The following is a 15905-nucleotide window of genomic DNA, read 5'->3' as shown; positions in this document are numbered from 1 at the left end:
GCTGGTTATTTTTTCGCCAAGACCGTAGCTTAACGATTTGCAACATTTGTTCGAGCGAGGTGTGCGATGTCGATGGAAACCTGGTTGGCCTTTTTTGCCGCATGCTGGGTGATCAGCCTGTCGCCGGGTGCCGGGGCCATTGCCTCGATGTCCAGCGGGCTGCAGTACGGTTTTTGGCGTGGCTATTGGAACGCCCTGGGCCTGCAACTGGGCCTGATCGTGCAGATCGCTGTCATCGCCGCCGGTGTCGGTGCCATCCTCGCGGCGTCGGCCACCGCCTTCCAGCTCATCAAGTGGTTCGGCGTCGGCTACCTGGTGTACCTGGCCTACAAGCAATGGCGCGCCTTGCCCATGGACATGAGCGACTCTTCTGCCGTGCGGCCGATCGGCAAGCCGTTGAGCCTGGTGTTCCGTGGCTTCCTGGTCAACGTCAGCAACCCCAAGGCCCTGGTATTCATGCTCGCGGTGCTGCCGCAGTTCATCAACCCCCATGAGCCGTTGCTGCCGCAGTACCTGGCCATTACCGCGACCATGATCACCGTCGACATGCTGGTGATGGCTGGCTACACAGGGCTCGCAGCCCGCGTGCTGCGGTTGCTGCGCACACCCAAGCAGCAGAAGCGCCTGAACCGCACCTTCGCCGGGCTGTTCATCGGTGCGGCGACCTTCCTGGCCACCTTGCGCCGCGCGCCGGTCTGACCAGCCGCAGACGGCCCTGCAGGGGCAGGGCCTTCACGGCTGTTTATCGACCAATCCCTTGAGCAGGTCCACCGGCAGCGGAAAGACGATGGTCGAGCTCTTGTCCCCGGCAATCGTTCCCAGGGTCTGCATGTAGCGCAACTGCATCGCTCCCGGCTCCTTGCCGAGCATCTGCGCGGCCTGCATCAATTTTTCCGAGGCCTGCAATTCCCCTTCGGCGTGGATCACCTTGGCCCGCCGTTCACGTTCGGCCTCGGCCTGGCGGGCGATGGCGCGCACCATCGATTCGTTGAGGTCGACGTGCTTGATTTCGACGTTGGCCACCTTGATACCCCAGGCATCGGTCTGGGCGTCGAGCACCTGGCGGATGTCCGAATTCAGTTGCTCGCGCTCGGCCAGCAATTCGTCGAGCTCATGCTTGCCCAGTACCGCGCGCAGGGTGGTCTGGGCCAGCTGGCTGGTGGCACTGAAGAAGTCCTCCACCTGGATGATCGCCTTCTGCGGGTCGAGTACGCGAAAGTACACCACGGCATTGACCTTGACCGAGACGTTGTCGCGGGTGATCACATCCTGGGTCGGCACATCGAGTACCACCGTGCGCAGGTCGACCCGCACCATCTGCTGGATGCCCGGGATCAGGAGGATCAGCCCAGGCCCCTTGACCTGCCAGAAGCGCCCCAACTGGAACACCACGCCACGCTCGTATTCGCGCAGGATGCGCAGGGCCGAAAGCAGCAGTAGGCCGAGGACCGCCAGCACCGCACCGAAACCGAATTGAACGAACATCGTCACTCTCCTTGCGCGTCGGGCGCGGTGGCGCTGACCTCCAGCATCACACCACGGCGGGCTGTCACGCGCACATGTTGCCCAGCTTGCAACGGGGTCGCGCACTGGACTTGCCATTGTTCGCCCTGGGCCTGCACCGAGCCGCAGAACGGGTTGTCCGCCATCACCTGGGTCACCGTGACCAAGCTGCCGACCGGGCCGGCGTCGCCGCTGACCAGGGCGCGTTGGCGCGCCTTGATGGCCATGCCCAGCACACCGCCGAGCAGCAGGGCCGAGACCACCGCCAGGGCGACGACCAGCGCCAGCGGGATGCCGAAGCCAGGGGCGTCGGTATCGATCAGGATCACCGCGCCCACCACGAAGGCGACGATGCCGCCGAAACCGACCACGCCGAAGCTCGGCAGGAACGCCTCGGCGATCATGAACGCTACGCCGAGCAATACCAGGGCCACCCCGGCGTAGCTCACCGGCAACAGCTGCAGGGCGTACAGCGCCAGCAGCAGGCAGATACCGCCCACCACGCCGCCGACACCGGAGCCTGGGTTGATGAATTCGAACAGCAGGCCGTAGATGCCGATCATGATCAGGATCAGCGCCACGCTGGGGTTGGTGATCACCGCCAGCAGGCGAGTGCGCCAGTCGGGCAGGTGTTCGACGACGGCCGCCCCTGCGGTGTGCAACTGGCGGGGCTGGTCGGCGGCGACCAGGGTCTTGCCGTCCAGTTGTGCGAGCAGCTCGGGCAGGTCGTGCGCCACTTGGTCGATGACCTTGATGCGCAGCGCCTCGCTGGCCGACAGGCTCACCGCCTCGCGTACCGCCTGTTCCGCCCAGTCGGCGTTGCGCCCGCGCAACTGAGCGAGGCCGCGGATATAGGCCGCGGCGTCGTTGACCTGCTTGCGGGCCAGGGCATCGTCCTCGCGGGGCCCGTCTGGCGCCGGTTTGCCAGGCGACGGCGCACCAACCTGCACCGGCGTGGCCGCGCCCAGGTTGGTGCCCGGGGCCATGGCCGCCACGTGGCTGGCGTACAGGATGTACGTTCCGGCGCTGGCTGCGCGGGCGCCGCCGGGGGCGACGAAGCTGGCCACCGGCACGGGGCTGGCGAGGATAGCCTTGATGATCTGACGCATGGAGGTATCCAGCCCGCCGGGCGTATCCAGGCGGATCACCACCAACTGCGCGCCTTGTTCCTGGGCCTGTTCCAGGCCACGCACCAGGTAGTCGGCACTGGCCGGGCCGATGGCGTCGTCCACGCTCAGCACCCAGACGCTGGCGCCGGGCACCGCCTGGCCGCCCGGTACGGTGCCGAGCAACAGCACGAGCAGCAGCCAACGCCAGCAGCGAGCGATCACCTGTCGTCACCTCGTCAAGTCCTGTCACCGAAGTTTAGTCGTGCCTGCCGGGGCACGGCCTAAACTTGCAGATGGGGGGTAAACCGGAGGTGCATCATGCGTATGGCCAAGACCCTGCAGCAGCGCCTGGACAAGGCCAACTGCGATTACGACATCATTCCCCATCCTCACTCGGCCACGAGCCTGGAGTCGGCACGCACGGCCGGCGTTCCCGCAGAGCGGGTCGCCAAGTCGGTGATGCTCGACGACCGCCATGGCAACTACATCATGGCCGTGCTACCGGCCAACCGGCATCTGGACATGAGCAAGATCCGCATGTCCGGCGCCTGGCAGCTGACCCGCGAAAGCGGCTTGCCGACCCTGTTCGGCGACTGCGAGCGTGGCGCCGTGCCAGCGCTTGGCGATGCCTATGACATAAAAATGCTGCTCGACCCGAGCCTTACCCGCCAGGGCGATGTCTACCTGGAGGCGGGTGACCACGATCACTTGATCCACATGAGCATGGAGCAGTACCTGAAGCTGGTTCCGCATGCCGAAGTGCGCGAACTGTGCTGATGTCCCTCAACCCATTGCCGGGCTGGCGTCGTGGACGACCCGCCCGGCCGCAGGAGGAATCATGGAAGCACCGATCCATCCGTTCGCCGAACTGTTCAAGCAACTGGGGTTGGCTGACGATGCCGAGAGCATCGACAAGTTCATCACCACCCATTCACCGCTCAAGAACGAGATCAAGCTGGTGGATGCGCCGTTCTGGACCGAGGCCCAGCGCGCCTTTCTCAAGGAGAGCGTGATAGACGACGCCGATTGGGCCGTGCCGTTCGATCAACTCAACGAGGCGTTGCGCCGACCCAGGCAATAAAGCGCCGAGTGGCACCTGATGGGTGATGGGGCCGTTGCTATGCTCAGGTAAAACAACAGGGGATAGCGTGATGAAAGATCCCTACGCATCAGGTTTCTGGTGCTCCGTGACGATCCTGGGCATCCTGACGGCCGGTTACTTCTACGGTATCCGCCATGTCCACTCCATGGACCACGCGCTGCAGTTCATGTATGCCGCTGCCGCGATCACGGCGGCAGCGGTGCTCTGCGTGCTGGCATGGATCGCCTGGCAGCAGTTGCGCTTGAACAAGCGTGAGGTGAGCCAGGGCCATACGCTGTTGGCCATCTGGAACACCAAGGTCGCGCTGCGGCGCGTCGAGACCGTGTTCGACCGTTATTTCTGGGGCAGCTACTGGCATTCCGGGCGGACTTTCGAGGAGGTCATGGGCGAGCTCAAGGGCACGCCGCTGGAACAGAGCCTGGATGCGCTCAAGCGCCAATGCCGGGAGCTGGACCGGGAAGTCCACGACCATCAGCACCGCTGGCTGGCCAATGCCCGCGACCTTTCCAGCGTGGCCACGGCCATGGCCCGCGAGCGTTACCAGCTGGACCTGTGCGACTCGCAAGGGCGCGAGGGCGGCAACACGGCCGTGCTCAACCGCGACCTGGAAGTGCTGGTGTACACCTGGTCAGCGCGCCTGCGCAGCTTCGATCATCAGCTGGACGAGTTGGAGCGTGACTACCATTGAAGGGCAGGGGCTGCTTTGCAGCCCTTTCGCTCATTCACCGCGAATGTACTGCTCCAGCTGCAGGATCAGGTTGGCCTGTTCGGCAATGGTTTCCTTGACCAGGTCACCGATCGACAGCAGGCCGAGCAGCTCGCCATTGCTCACTACCGGCAGGTGGCGCAGGTGGCGGTTGGTCATCAGGTTCATGCAGTATTCAAGGTTCTGCTTGGGCTCGACCGTGACCACCGGCGCGCTCATGATCTCGCGCACGGGGGTGGCGGCCGAGGAGCGGCCCTTGAGCACCAGCTTGCGGGCGTAGTCGCGTTCGCTGACGATCCCCACCACCTGGTTGTCTTCCACCACCGGCAACGCGCCGATGTTTTTTTCCGCCAGCAGTTTGAGGGCGTCGAGCACCGAGTCGTCAGGGCCGATGGTGTAGACGGTCTGATGCTGTGACTTGGTCTTGAGCAATTGTTCGACGTTCTTCATACGGGCCTCTGCAGGTGGAAAAATCGATGGGTCGATTTAACTAAAGCATCCGGCATGCCGACCTGCACGGCAATGCAGGAAACGGCATCGACGCGATTGAAAAACGTCATGGCAGTCACCCCGACATCGTCTGTTGGGGCTGCGCTGGTTCTGTAGGAGCGGGCTTGTCCCGCGATCAAGGGCGAAGCCCTTGCCATGCAATCGCGTGGTCGGGCCGGCTCAATCGCGGGACAAGCCCGCTCCTACAGGAGGGAACACTTCAGAGCTTGGGCATCTGCCCGATCCGCGCGACCATCTCGCTGACGATCTGCAAATCGAGCATGAACTGCTCCACGGTCTTGAACTCGTTGTCGTTGTGCCCGGTGTACTTCACGTTGGGCATGGCCAGGCCGAACTGCACCCCGTTGGGCAGGTCATGCACCGAAGTCGCGCCGGCGGAGGTGCCGAACTCGTGGGGCAAGCCGAGGTTTTCGGTGGCCACGTCGAGCAGCGCCTTGACCCACTCGCCTTCCGGGTTGCGGTACATCGGCTCGTCGAGGCTGTAGTCGAAGGCCACCGAGGTGTGGCTGCCACGTGCCCAGGCGCCCAGTTTGTCAGCCAGGTCGTCCTTGATCGCGGCGATCGGCTTGCCTTTCGGGATGCGCAGGTTGACTGCGAGTTTCAAGGCCTTCTGGTCGAGGCCGACGTAGGTCAGCGAAGCGGTCAACGGGCCCATGAACGCATCCTCGAAGCCCACGCCCAGCTTCTTGCCCAGGTAGTCCAGGCCCCAGTTGTCGGCCGCGTAGCGGGCAGCGTCAGTGATGTGGTTGTGCTTGAGCGGCACCCGGTCACCGAGGCCATTGAGGAAGTCGAGCATGCGCGCTACCGGGTTGACCCCCGACTCCGGCTCCGAGGAGTGGGCCGAGACGCCGGTGACGGTCAGGATCACCTCCTTGCCGGCTACCTTGGCATCGATGGTGAAGTCCCCACCGTTGCGCTTGACGTACGCGTCGCCCGCTTTCTTCAGACCCTCGGCCAGTGCGGCCGGGTTGTCGCCGAGCAAGGTCGCCACCGAGGTGGAGGGGATCTGGTTGGTGGCCAGCCCGCCTGTCAACTGGGTGACTTCCGCGCCCTTGCCGGTGGCCGGGCGTCGACGGAAGCTGGCCATCACGGTGCCGTAGCCTTTTTCCGCGATCACCACGGGGTAGCCGCCATCCAGGGCCAGGTTGTAGTTGGGCTTGGGGTTGCGGGCGAAATAGTAGGGGATGGCCTCGCCGGTGGTTTCCTCGGTGGTGTCCACCAGCAGCTTGAACTGGCGGGCCAGCGGCAGCTTTTCGTCCTTGGCCACTTTCAAGGCGTACAGCGCCACGACGATACCGTTCTTGTCGTCTTCGGTGCCACGGCCATACATGCGGTCGCCGACCAAGGTGACCTTGAACGGGTCCAGGCGCGTGCCATCCTCGAGCTTCCAGTTGGCCGGGTTCACCGGCACCACGTCAGCATGGGCGTGGATACCGACGACTTCCTTGTCGTTGTCACCCAGGGAGATCTCGTAGACCCGGTTGTCGACGTTGCGGAAACTCAGGCCGAAACCCTCGGCCAGCGCCTTGATCTTGTCGGCGATCTTGAGGAATTCGGGGTTCTCGTGCTGCGGCACGCCCTCGACCTGGAAGGTCGGGATGGCCACCAGTTCACGCAGGGTCTCGGTGGCGGCCTTGCCGTACTTGATGCGGGTGTAGAGGCCGAGCAGGCGGTTGATTTCATCCTGCTGGTCGGCGGACAGCGGTTTGCTGGCCAGGTAGGCCTTTACCGTGGCAGCGAGGTTGTCCGCCTTGGCCAGGTCGCTGTCTGCCAGCTTGCCGAGGAACTGACGGAAACCAGCCGGGTCGCTGCCGTCGTAGGCCTTGAGGATAGCGGCCGATTGCTGTGGCGTGAGGTTGGCCTGGGCCTGGCCGGCGAACAGCCCAAGGCTGGCGAGCAGTAGCGTGGCGGTGGTGAATTTTTTCAGGGTCATGGGTCAGCGCAGTCCTTCGCAGATCATGGAAAGAAGAGCCCGCTCCGTAGGAACGGGAAGGCACCCACGCTAACACCAATGACCTGCCTCAGGGGAGAGGCACAATGGCACTGGAGCACAAACGAAAGAGCCGGAAACTCTTCGAAGGGTTGCTCTAAATCCTTATCTGCCAGAACGGGTCTTCTTGCCAATCACGCGGAAAGCCCATGGCATGCAATGGGACTTCTGGAAACTCGGCCAGTAAATCATGAAGACGACGATCCCAGCTGGTATGAGGGCTCACTTGGCGCATCAATAAGTTGAGGATGCACAAAACGGTGAATACACGAGCATGTTGACCAGGATGTTGGAGGTGCTTGGGCCAGAGGAAAGTGACGGATCTAGGCAACTCAGGACGAATCCCCAACTCTCGATTCCACAAGCGTGCATGATGGGCACAAATATTCCGAATGGTGGTGAGGGTATGCAGCCAGGATTGCAGGAGAGGGCCGGGTAACGCCAACCGACGAGCAATAGCTTTACGATCAGCATCCTTGGCTAAGCCTTTGAACAAGTGGGAAAGGTCACCTAGAGTGATTTCTTCCATCGCAGCCCAAGCGGGCATCAGCGCCGGCGTGTCATAGCTCAGGGTGTAGTGGCGTGCATAGCTTTCCTTGCTTCTCAAGCTTTTAAGCTGCTGTTTGCGAAGCATGGGCATGCTGGATGTATTGATGCGTTGGCATTCTCGTAGATAGTCGCGGCGAGCCTTTTCTTGTTTGTCTCGTATCGCGTCCAGAAGCTCTTGGTGACGATAGCCGCGTTGGAACAGCTCGCGCTCTAAATACCAATGCGCCCCATGCGCAGGTCCCATGTGGTTGCTGATTGCGGTGCGTGTCGCTACTTCAATTCGCTCGACCGCGTCGATGACCAGCAATCGTAAGCGACGATCAAAATCGTATAAGCGGGTAAGTGAGCGCAGCCTGGTTCCTGGTTTGAAGCCGTGGTCCGGATCATCGGAAACCTGAAAGGGGCGCATATAGGGCGTAAGGCGAAAGAAGCTGACTGCCTCCAGAAAACAAAGCGCTTTGGCTTCGTTTTGAATAACAAGCCCGCGCCCTCTTAGCAATGCCAATTGCTCGGGAACACTAATCGCGGGCTTGAGAAAGCGCTTCATAAGGGATTGGCCAGGCAAAAAAAACCCGCTCAATTTGTGCATGGTTGCCGAGGCAGCCAGAGGCATGGCGGGTGTGTTGTGGCCAAGGTTATGGAGCTGCGCCCAGTTTTGCAAGAAGCTTGACGCTGCGCTGACCGGTGGAGATGTAAACGCATCTTGCAAGGCTTCAGCACAAACGAAAAAGCCCCGGGAAATCTCCCAGGGCTTCAGGTATGGCGCACTCGGCGGGATTCGAACCCACGACCCCTGCCTTCGGAGGGCAGTACTCTATCCAGCTGAGCTACGAGTGCAACGGGGCGCATGATACCCATCTCCGTGGGTTGCGTCCATCGCCTTGATCTGTAGCTGTTTTTGCCACAAGACGGTGATGTGGGGCGAGCCCGTTCCCACAAGGGCGACTCAGCGAGCCCGCGATGAGCGCCTGCCATAATGTTATGCGATATCGGTATTTCCCATGCCGTTCTTATGCCTGCTATTGTCTCGTCACAACTTGTTATAACAAGTCAGCCTATAGCGAAGAGAACCATGGCCGAACTGCTCCCCTTGTCCCCGGTACCGCTCTACACCCAGCTCAAGGAAGTGTTGCGCGAGCGCATCCTCGATGGCACCTACCCACCCCACAGCCGTATGCCGTCGGAAAGCGAGCTGGGCAAGGCGTTCGACGTCAGCCGTATCACCGTACGCCAGGCCCTGGGCGACCTGCAGAAGGAGGGGCTGATCTTCAAGATCCACGGCAAGGGCACCTTCGTGGCCAAGCCCAAGGCATTCCAGAACGTGACCCACCTGCAAGGGCTGGCCGAGTCCATGACGCAGATGGGCTACGAGGTGCTCAACCGGCTGCGCAGCTTCCGTCATGTGCCGGCCAGTGCGCTGGTGGCGGCGCGGCTGCAGGTGGAGGAGGGCAGCCTGGTCACCGAGATCCGCCGGGTGCGCTTGATCAACCGCGAACCGGTGTCGCTGGAGCTGACCTGGCTGCCCAAGGCCGTAGGCGAGAAGCTGGAGAAAGCCGACCTGGCCACGTGCGACATCTTCCTGCTGCTGGAGAACGATTGCGGCATCCCGCTGGGCCATGCGGACCTGGCCATCGACGCGGTGCTCGCCGACCGTGACCTGACCCAGGCGCTGGAGGTCGAGGAGGGCTCGCCGATCATGCGTATCGAGCGCCTGACTCACGCCGCCGACGGCACGCCGCTGGACTTCGAACACCTCTACTACCGCGGCGATGCCTTCCAGTACCGCCTGCGTATCGACCGCCAGAAAGGAGCCAAGGCATGACCCTCGACACACGCGACTACGACATCATCGTCATCGGCGGCGGTACTGCAGGGCCCATGGCGGCGATCAAGGCCAAGGAGCAGGACAAGACCCTGCGCGTGCTGCTGCTGGAAAAAGCCAACGTCAAGCGCAGCGGTGCCATCAGCATGGGCATGGATGGCCTGAACAACGCGATCGTCCCTGGCCATGCCACGCCGGAGCAGTACACCAAGGAAATCACCGTGGCCAACGACGGCATCGTCAACCAGGCCGCCGTGCATGCCTACGCCACCCACAGCTTCGAGACCCTCGAGCAATTGGACCGCTGGGGTGTGAAGTTCGAGAAGGACGAAACCGGCGATTACGCGGTGAAGAAGGTCCACCACATGGGCGCCTACGTGCTGCCCATGCCTGAGGGCCACGACATCAAGAAGGTGCTCTATCGCCAGCTCAAGCGCGCGCGAGTCGAGATCAGCAACCGCGTGGTTTGCACCCGCGTGCTGCTGGACGCTGAAGGCGCTGCGGCCGGGGTGATGGGCTTCGACTGCCGCAGCGGCGAATTCCAGGTGATCCGCGCCAAGGCGGTGATCCTCGCCTGTGGCGCGGCCGGGCGCCTGGGCTTGCCGTCGTCGGGTTACCTGATGGGCACCTACGAGAACCCGACCAATGCTGGCGACGGCTATGCCATGGCCTACCACGCCGGGGCGGAGCTGGCGAACCTGGAGTGCTTCCAGATCAACCCACTGATCAAGGACTACAACGGCCCGGCCTGCGCCTATGTCACCGGCCCTCTGGGCGGTTATACGGCCAATGGCAAGGGTGAGCGCTTCATCGAGTGCGACTACTGGAGCGGGCAGATGATGTGGGAGTTCCACCAGGAGCTGGAGGGCGGCAATGGTCCGGTGTTCCTCAAGCTCGACCACCTGGCCGAGGAAACCATCCAGGATATCGAACAGATCCTGCACAGCAATGAACGCCCCAGCCGTGGCCAGTTCCATGCCGGGCGCGGAACCGACTATCGCCAGCACATGGTGGAGATGCACATCTCCGAGATCGGTTTCTGTTCCGGGCACTCGGCCTCGGGGGTGTGGGTCAACGAGAAGGCCGAGACCAGTGTGCAAGGCCTGTACGCGGCCGGAGACATGGCGGCGGTACCGCACAACTACATGCTGGGCGCGTTCACCTATGGCTGGTTCGCCGGGGTCAACGCTGCCCGCTATGTGGCCGGGCGCGCGCTGGCCGAGGTGGACCCGGCCCAGGTCGAGCGCGAGCGCGAGCGGGTGTACGCCCCGCTGCAGCGTGAGTACGGCCTGCCGCCGGCCCAGGTGGAATACAAGCTGCGGCGCATGGTCAACGACTACCTGCAGCCGCCGAAAGTGACCAAGAAGATGGAAATCGGCCTAGCACGCTTCGCCGAGATCGAACGGGACCTTTCGCAGATGAAGGCCAATAACCCCCATGAGCTGATGCGTGCCATGGAGGTGAGCGTGATCCGCGACTGCGCCGAAATGGCCGCGCGGGCCTCGCTGTTCCGCGAAGAGAGCCGGTGGGGGTTGTATCACCACCGGGTCGACTTCCCCGAGCGCAACGATGGCGAGTGGTTCTGCCATTGCCATCTGAAGAAGGACGAGGCCGGGCGGATGACCAGCTTCAAGAAGCCGGTGGAGCCGTACCTGATTCCCCTGGACGCCCAGGAGCAGAGCGCATACGACCGGCTGCGAGTGAACCTGGCGGATACCTGTGGGAGCGGGCTTGTCCCGCGATTGGGCCAGTAGCCTTTCGACAACTCACAATGCGAACCATCGGCTTCAAGGAGCCCTGAAATGGCTTACCAACCCCAAGAAATCTTCTTTCGCAGCAATGCCCCGGTCACCATCGACGAAGACAAATGCATCGCCGAAAAAGGCTGCACCGTCTGCGTCGAGGTCTGCCCCATGGACCTGCTGGCGATCAACCCAGCCACCCAGAAGGCCTACATGGCCTTCGACGAATGCTGGTACTGCATGCCGTGCGAGAAAGACTGCCCGACAGGCGCAGTGAAGGTGGACATTCCCTACCTGTTGCGCTGACGCCACGCACCCTGCCATTCGAACACCCACAGCTGCGGATCGCGCCATGACCGAACGAACCACCGACAACCCCGACATCCATCAATTGCTGCCCCGCCTGGCTGACACCGACGCAGGGGTGCGGCGCATCGCCCTGATCGAACTGGCCGACCTGGAAGACCCGGACGGCCTGCCCTGGCTGACCGATGCCCTGCTGGTGGACAGCGACCCCGAGGTGCGCGCCGAGGCCGCGCGTTTGCTGGAAGCCTGGGAAGCGCCCGAGGTGGTACAGGCGCTGTGCGCGGCCCTGGCCGACACGGCCGAGCCGGTGCGCCAGGCTGCGGCCCAGAGCCTGAGCGAGCTCAAGTCCCTGGAGACCGGCCTGCTCATCCTGCCCTGGGCCGAGCATGCCGATGGGTTCGTGCGCGCCAGCGCGCTGCGGGCGCTGCGCGAGCTGCGCCTGGAAGAGGCCGCGGCCCCTGCCTTGAGGGCGCTCGATGACGCGGAGGCTGCCGTACGCCGTGAGGCGGTGGGTATCCTCGGCTGGCTGAAACATGCGCCTGCCTTGCCGGCCCTGGCCCGGTTGGCGACCGAGGAAATGGACACCGAGGTGCGCCGCGCCGCGATCGGTGCGCTGGGGCTGGCACGTGATGCGGGTGTGCTGCCGGCGCTGGTCATGGCATTGCGCGACGAGGCCTGGCAGGTGCGCGAGGAGGCGGCCACCACGCTGGGCAAGGTCGGCCTTGGCGAGGCGGGCCCGGCCTTGGTCGAGGCGCTCGAGGACGCTTACTGGCAAGTGCGCCTGCGCGCCGCCCGGGCCTTGGGTCGGCTGCGTCACGACGCGGCACTGGAGTCCCTGGCCAGCTTGTTGGGCCACGGCATCGCGAACCTGCGCAAGGAGGCTGCCCTGGCCTTGGGCGAGCTGGGCCAGGCCCGGGCATTGCCTGCGTTGCAGGCCGCCGAAGCCGATACCGACCCGGAGGTGCGCAAGGCCGTGCGCATTGCCTTGGCCCAGTTGCAAGGAGCGGTGTGATGGACGCGCCCAACGCCGTGCGCAACGTGCGTGGGCAAGGCGAACTGGCGGTGCAATGGGGCGAGACCTTGCAGGTGGTCAGCCATGCGCGGCTGCGCGGTGCCTGCCCCTGTTCGCAGTGCCGGGCGGCGGCATTGCGGGGTGGGATCGCCCTGGTACGCGAAGGTGTGCGGGTGGAGCGTATCGCGTTGCAAGGGTATGGGGTGCAACTGGTCTTCAGCGACGGGCATGACCGGGGCATCTACCCATGGAGCTATCTGCGTAGCCTCGGGTAGAGCTGCGCCGGCCGTCGGTCCCTACGCCATTCTTCCTTCATGACACTGGGCTAACCTGTACTGGCCTCATCGCCGCAAGCCGGCCCCCACAGAGATACACCCGCGTTTGTGGGAACCGGCTTGCCAGCGATGGGAGTGGCCACCGGTGTTCAACCGTTCGTTCTTTTTTTCGAACAGCCTATTGTCCAACACCCCAGCAGCCGCTTAGCATTCCGTTTGAGATTTCAAACGCTCGATGCCCAGGCGTTGAACACCCCTGGTGCAAGAATTCCTGATGGTGCCCCTGGGCGCCTCTCAACAATCAATAATCAGGCCCGTCCGTGCACGGTGCTTTCAAGGGAATCCGACATGCAGCTCAAAGACGCTCAGTTGTTCCGCCAGCAAGCCTTCATCAACGGTGAGTGGCTGGACGCGGACAACGGTCAGACCATCAAGGTGACCAACCCGGCCACCGGTGAAGTCATTGGTTCCGTGCCGAAGATGGGCGCCGCCGAAACCCGCCGCGCCATCGAAGCCGCCGACAAGGCCCTGCCGGCTTGGCGCGCACTGACCGCCAAAGAGCGTGCTGGCAAGCTGCGTCGCTGGTTCGAGCTGATGATCGAGCACCAGGACGACCTGGCCCGCCTGATGACCACCGAGCAGGGCAAGCCACTGGCCGAAGCCAAGGGCGAGATCGCCTACGCCGCCTCGTTCATCGAGTGGTTCGCCGAAGAAGGCAAGCGCGTCTACGGTGACGTGATTCCTGGCCACCAGCCGGACAAGCGCCTGATCGTCATCAAGCAGCCGATCGGTGTCACCGCCGCCATCACCCCGTGGAACTTCCCGGCCGCGATGATCACCCGTAAAGCCGGCCCGGCCCTGGCCGCTGGCTGCACCATGGTCCTCAAGCCTGCCTCCCAGACCCCATACTCCGCCCTGGCCCTGGTCGAGCTGGCCAACCGTGCCGGCATCCCGGCTGGCGTGCTGAGCGTGGTGACCGGCAGTGCTGGCGAGGTCGGCGGCGAGCTGACCAGCAACGCCCTGGTTCGCAAGCTTTCCTTCACCGGCTCCACCGAAATCGGTCGCCAGCTGATGGAAGAATGCGCCAAGGACATCAAGAAGGTCTCCCTGGAGCTGGGCGGCAACGCGCCGTTCATCGTGTTCGACGACGCCGACCTGGACAAGGCGGTCGAGGGCGCGATCATCTCCAAGTACCGCAACAACGGCCAGACCTGCGTCTGCGCCAACCGTATCTACGTGCAGGACGGCGTCTACGACGCGTTCGCCGAGAAGCTCAAGGCCGCTGTCGCCAAGCTGAAGATCGGTAACGGCCTGGAAGAAGGCACCACCACCGGTCCGCTGATTGACGGCAAGGCTGTCGCCAAGGTCCAGGAGCACATCGAAGACGCAGTCTCCAAGGGCGCCAAGGTGCTGTCCGGCGGCAAGCTGATCGAAGGCAACTTCTTCGAGCCGACCATCCTGGTCGACGTGCCGAAGAGCGCTGCCGTGGCCAAGGAAGAAACCTTCGGCCCGCTGGCGCCGCTGTTCCGCTTCAAAGACGAAGCCGAAGTCATCGCCATGTCCAACGACACCGAGTTCGGCCTGGCTTCGTACTTCTATGCCCGTGACATGAGCCGTGTGTTCCGTGTCGCCGAGGCCCTGGAGTACGGCATGGTGGGTATCAACACCGGCCTGATCTCCAACGAAGTGGCGCCGTTCGGTGGCATCAAGGCCTCGGGCCTGGGCCGCGAAGGTTCCAAGTACGGCATCGAGGACTACCTCGAGATCAAGTACCTGTGCATCAGCATCTGATCACGTACTGAATTTCCCTCTGCCAGCGGGGCGCGAGAGCGACGTCTCGCTGGCCTTTTTGACACCGTAGTACCTGGTGGCCAGGGCGTTCACGACAGTCGATCAACGAATACTGTGCGTGGTCGCATCCAGCCACCCCCGAATAACAGCGCCATCTTGAGTCGGCGCGAATGAGGGCATTATGAGCAAGACCAACGAATCCTTGATGCAACGCCGTGTCAACGCCGTCCCACGTGGCGTTGGCCAGATCCACCCGATCTTCGTCGACACCGCGAAGAACTCGACCGTGATCGACGTTGAAGGCCGCGAACTGATCGACTTCGCCGGCGGCATCGCAGTACTGAACACCGGCCACCTGCACCCGAAAGTGGTTGCCGCCGTTCAAGAGCAGCTGACCAAAGTCAGCCACACCTGCTTCCAGGTTCTGGCGTACGAGCCCTACGTAGAGCTGTGCGAGAAGATCAACGCCATGGTCCCTGGCGACTTCGCCAAGAAGACCCTGCTGGTCTCCACCGGTTCCGAAGCCGTCGAGAACGCCGTGAAGATCGCTCGTGCCGCCACTGGCCGTGCCGGCGTGATCGCCTTCACCGGCGGCTACCACGGCCGCACCATGATGACCCTGGGCCTGACCGGCAAGGTCGTGCCTTACTCCGCTGGCATGGGCCTGATGCCGGGCGGCATCTTCCGCGCCCTGTTCCCGAGCGAACTGCACGGCATCAGCGTTGACGACGCTATCGCCTCGGTCGAGCGCATCTTCAAGAACGACGCCGAGCCACGCGACATCGCTGCCATCATCCTCGAGCCGGTACAAGGCGAAGGCGGCTTCCTGCCAGCGCCGAAAGAGCTGATGCAGCGCCTGCGCGCCCTGTGCGACCAGCACGGCATCCTGCTGATCGCCGACGAAGTCCAGACCGGCGCTGGCCGTACCGGTACCTTCTTCGCCATGGAGCAGATGGGCGTCGCGCCTGACCTGACCACCTTCGCCAAGTCCATCGCCGGCGGCTTCCCGCTGGCCGGTGTGTGCGGCAAGGCCGAGTACATGGACGCCATCGCTCCGGGCGGCCTGGGCGGCACCTACGCCGGTTCGCCGATCGCCTGCGCCGCGGCCCTGGCCGTCATCCAGGTGTTCGAAGAAGAGAAGCTGCTGGACCGCAGCAAGGCTGTGGGCGAGCGCCTGACCACCGGCCTGCGCAAGATCCAGGAAAAGCACCCGATCATCGGTGATGTCCGCGGCCTGGGCTCGATGATTGCTGTGGAAGTCTTCGAGAAAGGCACCCACACCCCGAACGCTGCCGCAGTCGCCCAGGTTGTGGCCAAGGCGCGTGACAAGGGCCTGATCCTGCTGTCTTGCGGCACCTACGGCAACGTCCTGCGTATCCTGGTTCCGCTGACCGCGGAAGATGCGCTGCTGGACAAGGGCCTGGCGATCATCGAAGAGTGCTTCGCCGAGCTCGCCTGAATGTGACAGGCGTCAGAAAAAAACCCGCT

The 15905-nt window shown here is 63.5% G+C and carries 16 protein-coding genes and 1 tRNA gene; 11 read left to right on the top strand and 6 right to left on the bottom strand.

The window, feature by feature from the left end:
- The first annotated feature begins 66 nt into the window (after positions 1 to 66).
- Positions 67 to 699: a LysE family transporter gene (locus K8374_RS23130; protein ID WP_196144612.1), complete on the top strand. Its 633-nt coding sequence runs from the start codon at positions 67 to 69 to the stop codon at positions 697 to 699.
- A 33-nt stretch (positions 700 to 732) separates the two neighbouring features.
- Here K8374_RS23130 and K8374_RS23125 read toward each other — a convergent pair whose 3' ends face one another.
- Together K8374_RS23125 and K8374_RS23120 are read right to left on the bottom strand one after the other, a co-directional pair.
- A complete protein-coding gene (locus tag K8374_RS23125; protein WP_196144611.1) occupies positions 733 to 1485 on the bottom strand; it encodes a slipin family protein in 753 nt (250 codons plus the stop codon).
- Between the two features lie 2 nt (positions 1486 to 1487).
- Positions 1488 to 2834 carry an NfeD family protein gene (locus K8374_RS23120; RefSeq protein WP_224457363.1) on the bottom strand — a complete coding sequence of 449 codons (1347 nt, stop codon included), beginning with the start codon at positions 2832 to 2834 and terminating at the stop codon, positions 1488 to 1490.
- 96 nt (positions 2835 to 2930) lie between these two features.
- Between K8374_RS23120 and K8374_RS23115 the strand changes: the two genes are divergently transcribed.
- From K8374_RS23115 to K8374_RS23105, 3 genes are all read left to right on the top strand, one after another.
- Positions 2931 to 3389: an aminoacyl-tRNA deacylase gene (locus K8374_RS23115; RefSeq protein ID WP_084855408.1), complete on the top strand. Its 459-nt coding sequence runs from the start codon at positions 2931 to 2933 to the stop codon at positions 3387 to 3389.
- A 61-nt stretch (positions 3390 to 3450) separates the two neighbouring features.
- The gene (locus tag K8374_RS23110) at positions 3451 to 3693 is read left to right on the top strand and encodes a DUF2789 domain-containing protein (protein ID WP_084855409.1); all 243 of its coding nucleotides are present in this window, start codon (positions 3451 to 3453) and stop codon (positions 3691 to 3693) included.
- Positions 3694 to 3763: 70 nt separating this feature from the next.
- On the top strand, positions 3764 to 4402 hold the full coding sequence (locus K8374_RS23105) for an NADH:ubiquinone oxidoreductase subunit N (protein ID WP_224457362.1): 639 nt from the start codon (positions 3764 to 3766) through the stop codon (positions 4400 to 4402).
- Positions 4403 to 4432: 30 nt separating this feature from the next.
- Here K8374_RS23105 and K8374_RS23100 read toward each other — a convergent pair whose 3' ends face one another.
- The 4 genes from K8374_RS23100 to K8374_RS23085 form a co-directional block, all read right to left on the bottom strand.
- Complete coding sequence (locus K8374_RS23100; protein WP_084855411.1) at positions 4433 to 4870, bottom strand: CBS domain-containing protein; 438 nt, start codon at positions 4868 to 4870, stop codon at positions 4433 to 4435.
- Between the two features lie 259 nt (positions 4871 to 5129).
- Positions 5130 to 6863, bottom strand: coding sequence for a dipeptidase (locus tag K8374_RS23095; RefSeq protein WP_224457361.1), 1734 nt, complete (start codon positions 6861 to 6863; stop codon positions 5130 to 5132).
- Between the two features lie 154 nt (positions 6864 to 7017).
- Positions 7018 to 8016, bottom strand: a complete 999-nt coding sequence (locus K8374_RS23090) for an Abi family protein (RefSeq protein WP_224457360.1) — start codon at positions 8014 to 8016, stop codon at positions 7018 to 7020.
- 213 nt (positions 8017 to 8229) lie between these two features.
- Positions 8230 to 8306: transfer RNA gene (locus tag K8374_RS23085), tRNA-Arg, on the bottom strand.
- A gap of 235 nt (positions 8307 to 8541) precedes the next feature.
- Here K8374_RS23085 and K8374_RS23080 point away from each other — a divergent pair.
- The 7 genes from K8374_RS23080 (at position 8542) to gabT (ending at position 15876) form a co-directional block, all read left to right on the top strand.
- The gene (locus K8374_RS23080; RefSeq protein WP_224457359.1) at positions 8542 to 9291 is read left to right on the top strand and encodes a GntR family transcriptional regulator; all 750 of its coding nucleotides are present in this window, start codon (positions 8542 to 8544) and stop codon (positions 9289 to 9291) included.
- On the top strand, positions 9288 to 11045 hold the full coding sequence (locus K8374_RS23075) for a fumarate reductase/succinate dehydrogenase flavoprotein subunit (RefSeq protein WP_224457358.1): 1758 nt from the start codon (positions 9288 to 9290) through the stop codon (positions 11043 to 11045). Before K8374_RS23080 ends, K8374_RS23075 begins: the two co-directional genes overlap by 4 nt.
- Before the next feature lie 48 nt (positions 11046 to 11093).
- Entirely contained in the window at positions 11094 to 11339 is a 246-nt protein-coding gene (locus tag K8374_RS23070; RefSeq protein ID WP_043208219.1) for a ferredoxin family protein, read from the top strand.
- Between the two features lie 46 nt (positions 11340 to 11385).
- Positions 11386 to 12351 (top strand): HEAT repeat domain-containing protein, encoded by a 966-nt coding sequence (locus K8374_RS23065; RefSeq protein ID WP_224457357.1) that lies wholly within the window; start codon positions 11386 to 11388, stop codon positions 12349 to 12351.
- Complete coding sequence (locus K8374_RS23060) at positions 12351 to 12626, top strand: DUF971 domain-containing protein (protein WP_224457356.1); 276 nt, start codon at positions 12351 to 12353, stop codon at positions 12624 to 12626. The genes K8374_RS23065 and K8374_RS23060 overlap by 1 nt, the downstream gene beginning before the upstream one ends.
- 348 nt (positions 12627 to 12974) lie before the next feature.
- Positions 12975 to 14417: an NADP-dependent succinate-semialdehyde dehydrogenase gene (gene gabD / locus K8374_RS23055; protein WP_084853620.1), complete on the top strand. Its 1443-nt coding sequence runs from the start codon at positions 12975 to 12977 to the stop codon at positions 14415 to 14417.
- A 181-nt stretch (positions 14418 to 14598) separates the two neighbouring features.
- A complete protein-coding gene (gene gabT / locus K8374_RS23050; RefSeq protein WP_224457355.1) occupies positions 14599 to 15876 on the top strand; it encodes a 4-aminobutyrate--2-oxoglutarate transaminase in 1278 nt (425 codons plus the stop codon).
- The last annotated feature ends 29 nt before the right edge of the window (positions 15877 to 15905 follow it).

This window comes from Pseudomonas sp. p1(2021b) (assembly GCF_020151015.1).
Lineage (GTDB): Bacteria > Pseudomonadota > Gammaproteobacteria > Pseudomonadales > Pseudomonadaceae > Aquipseudomonas > Aquipseudomonas putida_K.
This window is presented reverse-complemented; position numbering and strand designations above follow the sequence as displayed.

What these genes read in the sequence shown, in the direction of transcription:
- K8374_RS23065 (WP_224457357.1), top strand. Translation starts at nt 11,386, where the DNA reads ATGACCGAACGAACCACCGACAACCCCGACATCCATCAATTGCTGCCC.
- K8374_RS23095 (WP_224457361.1), bottom strand. Translation starts at nt 6,863, where the DNA reads ATGACCCTGAAAAAATTCACCACCGCCACGCTACTGCTCGCCAGCCTT.
- K8374_RS23125 (WP_196144611.1), bottom strand. Translation starts at nt 1,485, where the DNA reads ATGTTCGTTCAATTCGGTTTCGGTGCGGTGCTGGCGGTCCTCGGCCTA.
- K8374_RS23105 (WP_224457362.1), top strand. Translation starts at nt 3,764, where the DNA reads ATGAAAGATCCCTACGCATCAGGTTTCTGGTGCTCCGTGACGATCCTG.
- K8374_RS23090 (WP_224457360.1), bottom strand. Translation starts at nt 8,016, where the DNA reads ATGAAGCGCTTTCTCAAGCCCGCGATTAGTGTTCCCGAGCAATTGGCA.
- K8374_RS23080 (WP_224457359.1), top strand. Translation starts at nt 8,542, where the DNA reads ATGGCCGAACTGCTCCCCTTGTCCCCGGTACCGCTCTACACCCAGCTC.
- K8374_RS23060 (WP_224457356.1), top strand. Translation starts at nt 12,351, where the DNA reads ATGGACGCGCCCAACGCCGTGCGCAACGTGCGTGGGCAAGGCGAACTG.
- gabD (WP_084853620.1), top strand. Translation starts at nt 12,975, where the DNA reads ATGCAGCTCAAAGACGCTCAGTTGTTCCGCCAGCAAGCCTTCATCAAC.
- K8374_RS23115 (WP_084855408.1), top strand. Translation starts at nt 2,931, where the DNA reads ATGCGTATGGCCAAGACCCTGCAGCAGCGCCTGGACAAGGCCAACTGC.
- K8374_RS23100 (WP_084855411.1), bottom strand. Translation starts at nt 4,870, where the DNA reads ATGAAGAACGTCGAACAATTGCTCAAGACCAAGTCACAGCATCAGACC.
- K8374_RS23075 (WP_224457358.1), top strand. Translation starts at nt 9,288, where the DNA reads ATGACCCTCGACACACGCGACTACGACATCATCGTCATCGGCGGCGGT.
- K8374_RS23130 (WP_196144612.1), top strand. Translation starts at nt 67, where the DNA reads ATGTCGATGGAAACCTGGTTGGCCTTTTTTGCCGCATGCTGGGTGATC.
- K8374_RS23070 (WP_043208219.1), top strand. Translation starts at nt 11,094, where the DNA reads ATGGCTTACCAACCCCAAGAAATCTTCTTTCGCAGCAATGCCCCGGTC.
- gabT (WP_224457355.1), top strand. Translation starts at nt 14,599, where the DNA reads ATGAGCAAGACCAACGAATCCTTGATGCAACGCCGTGTCAACGCCGTC.
- K8374_RS23110 (WP_084855409.1), top strand. Translation starts at nt 3,451, where the DNA reads ATGGAAGCACCGATCCATCCGTTCGCCGAACTGTTCAAGCAACTGGGG.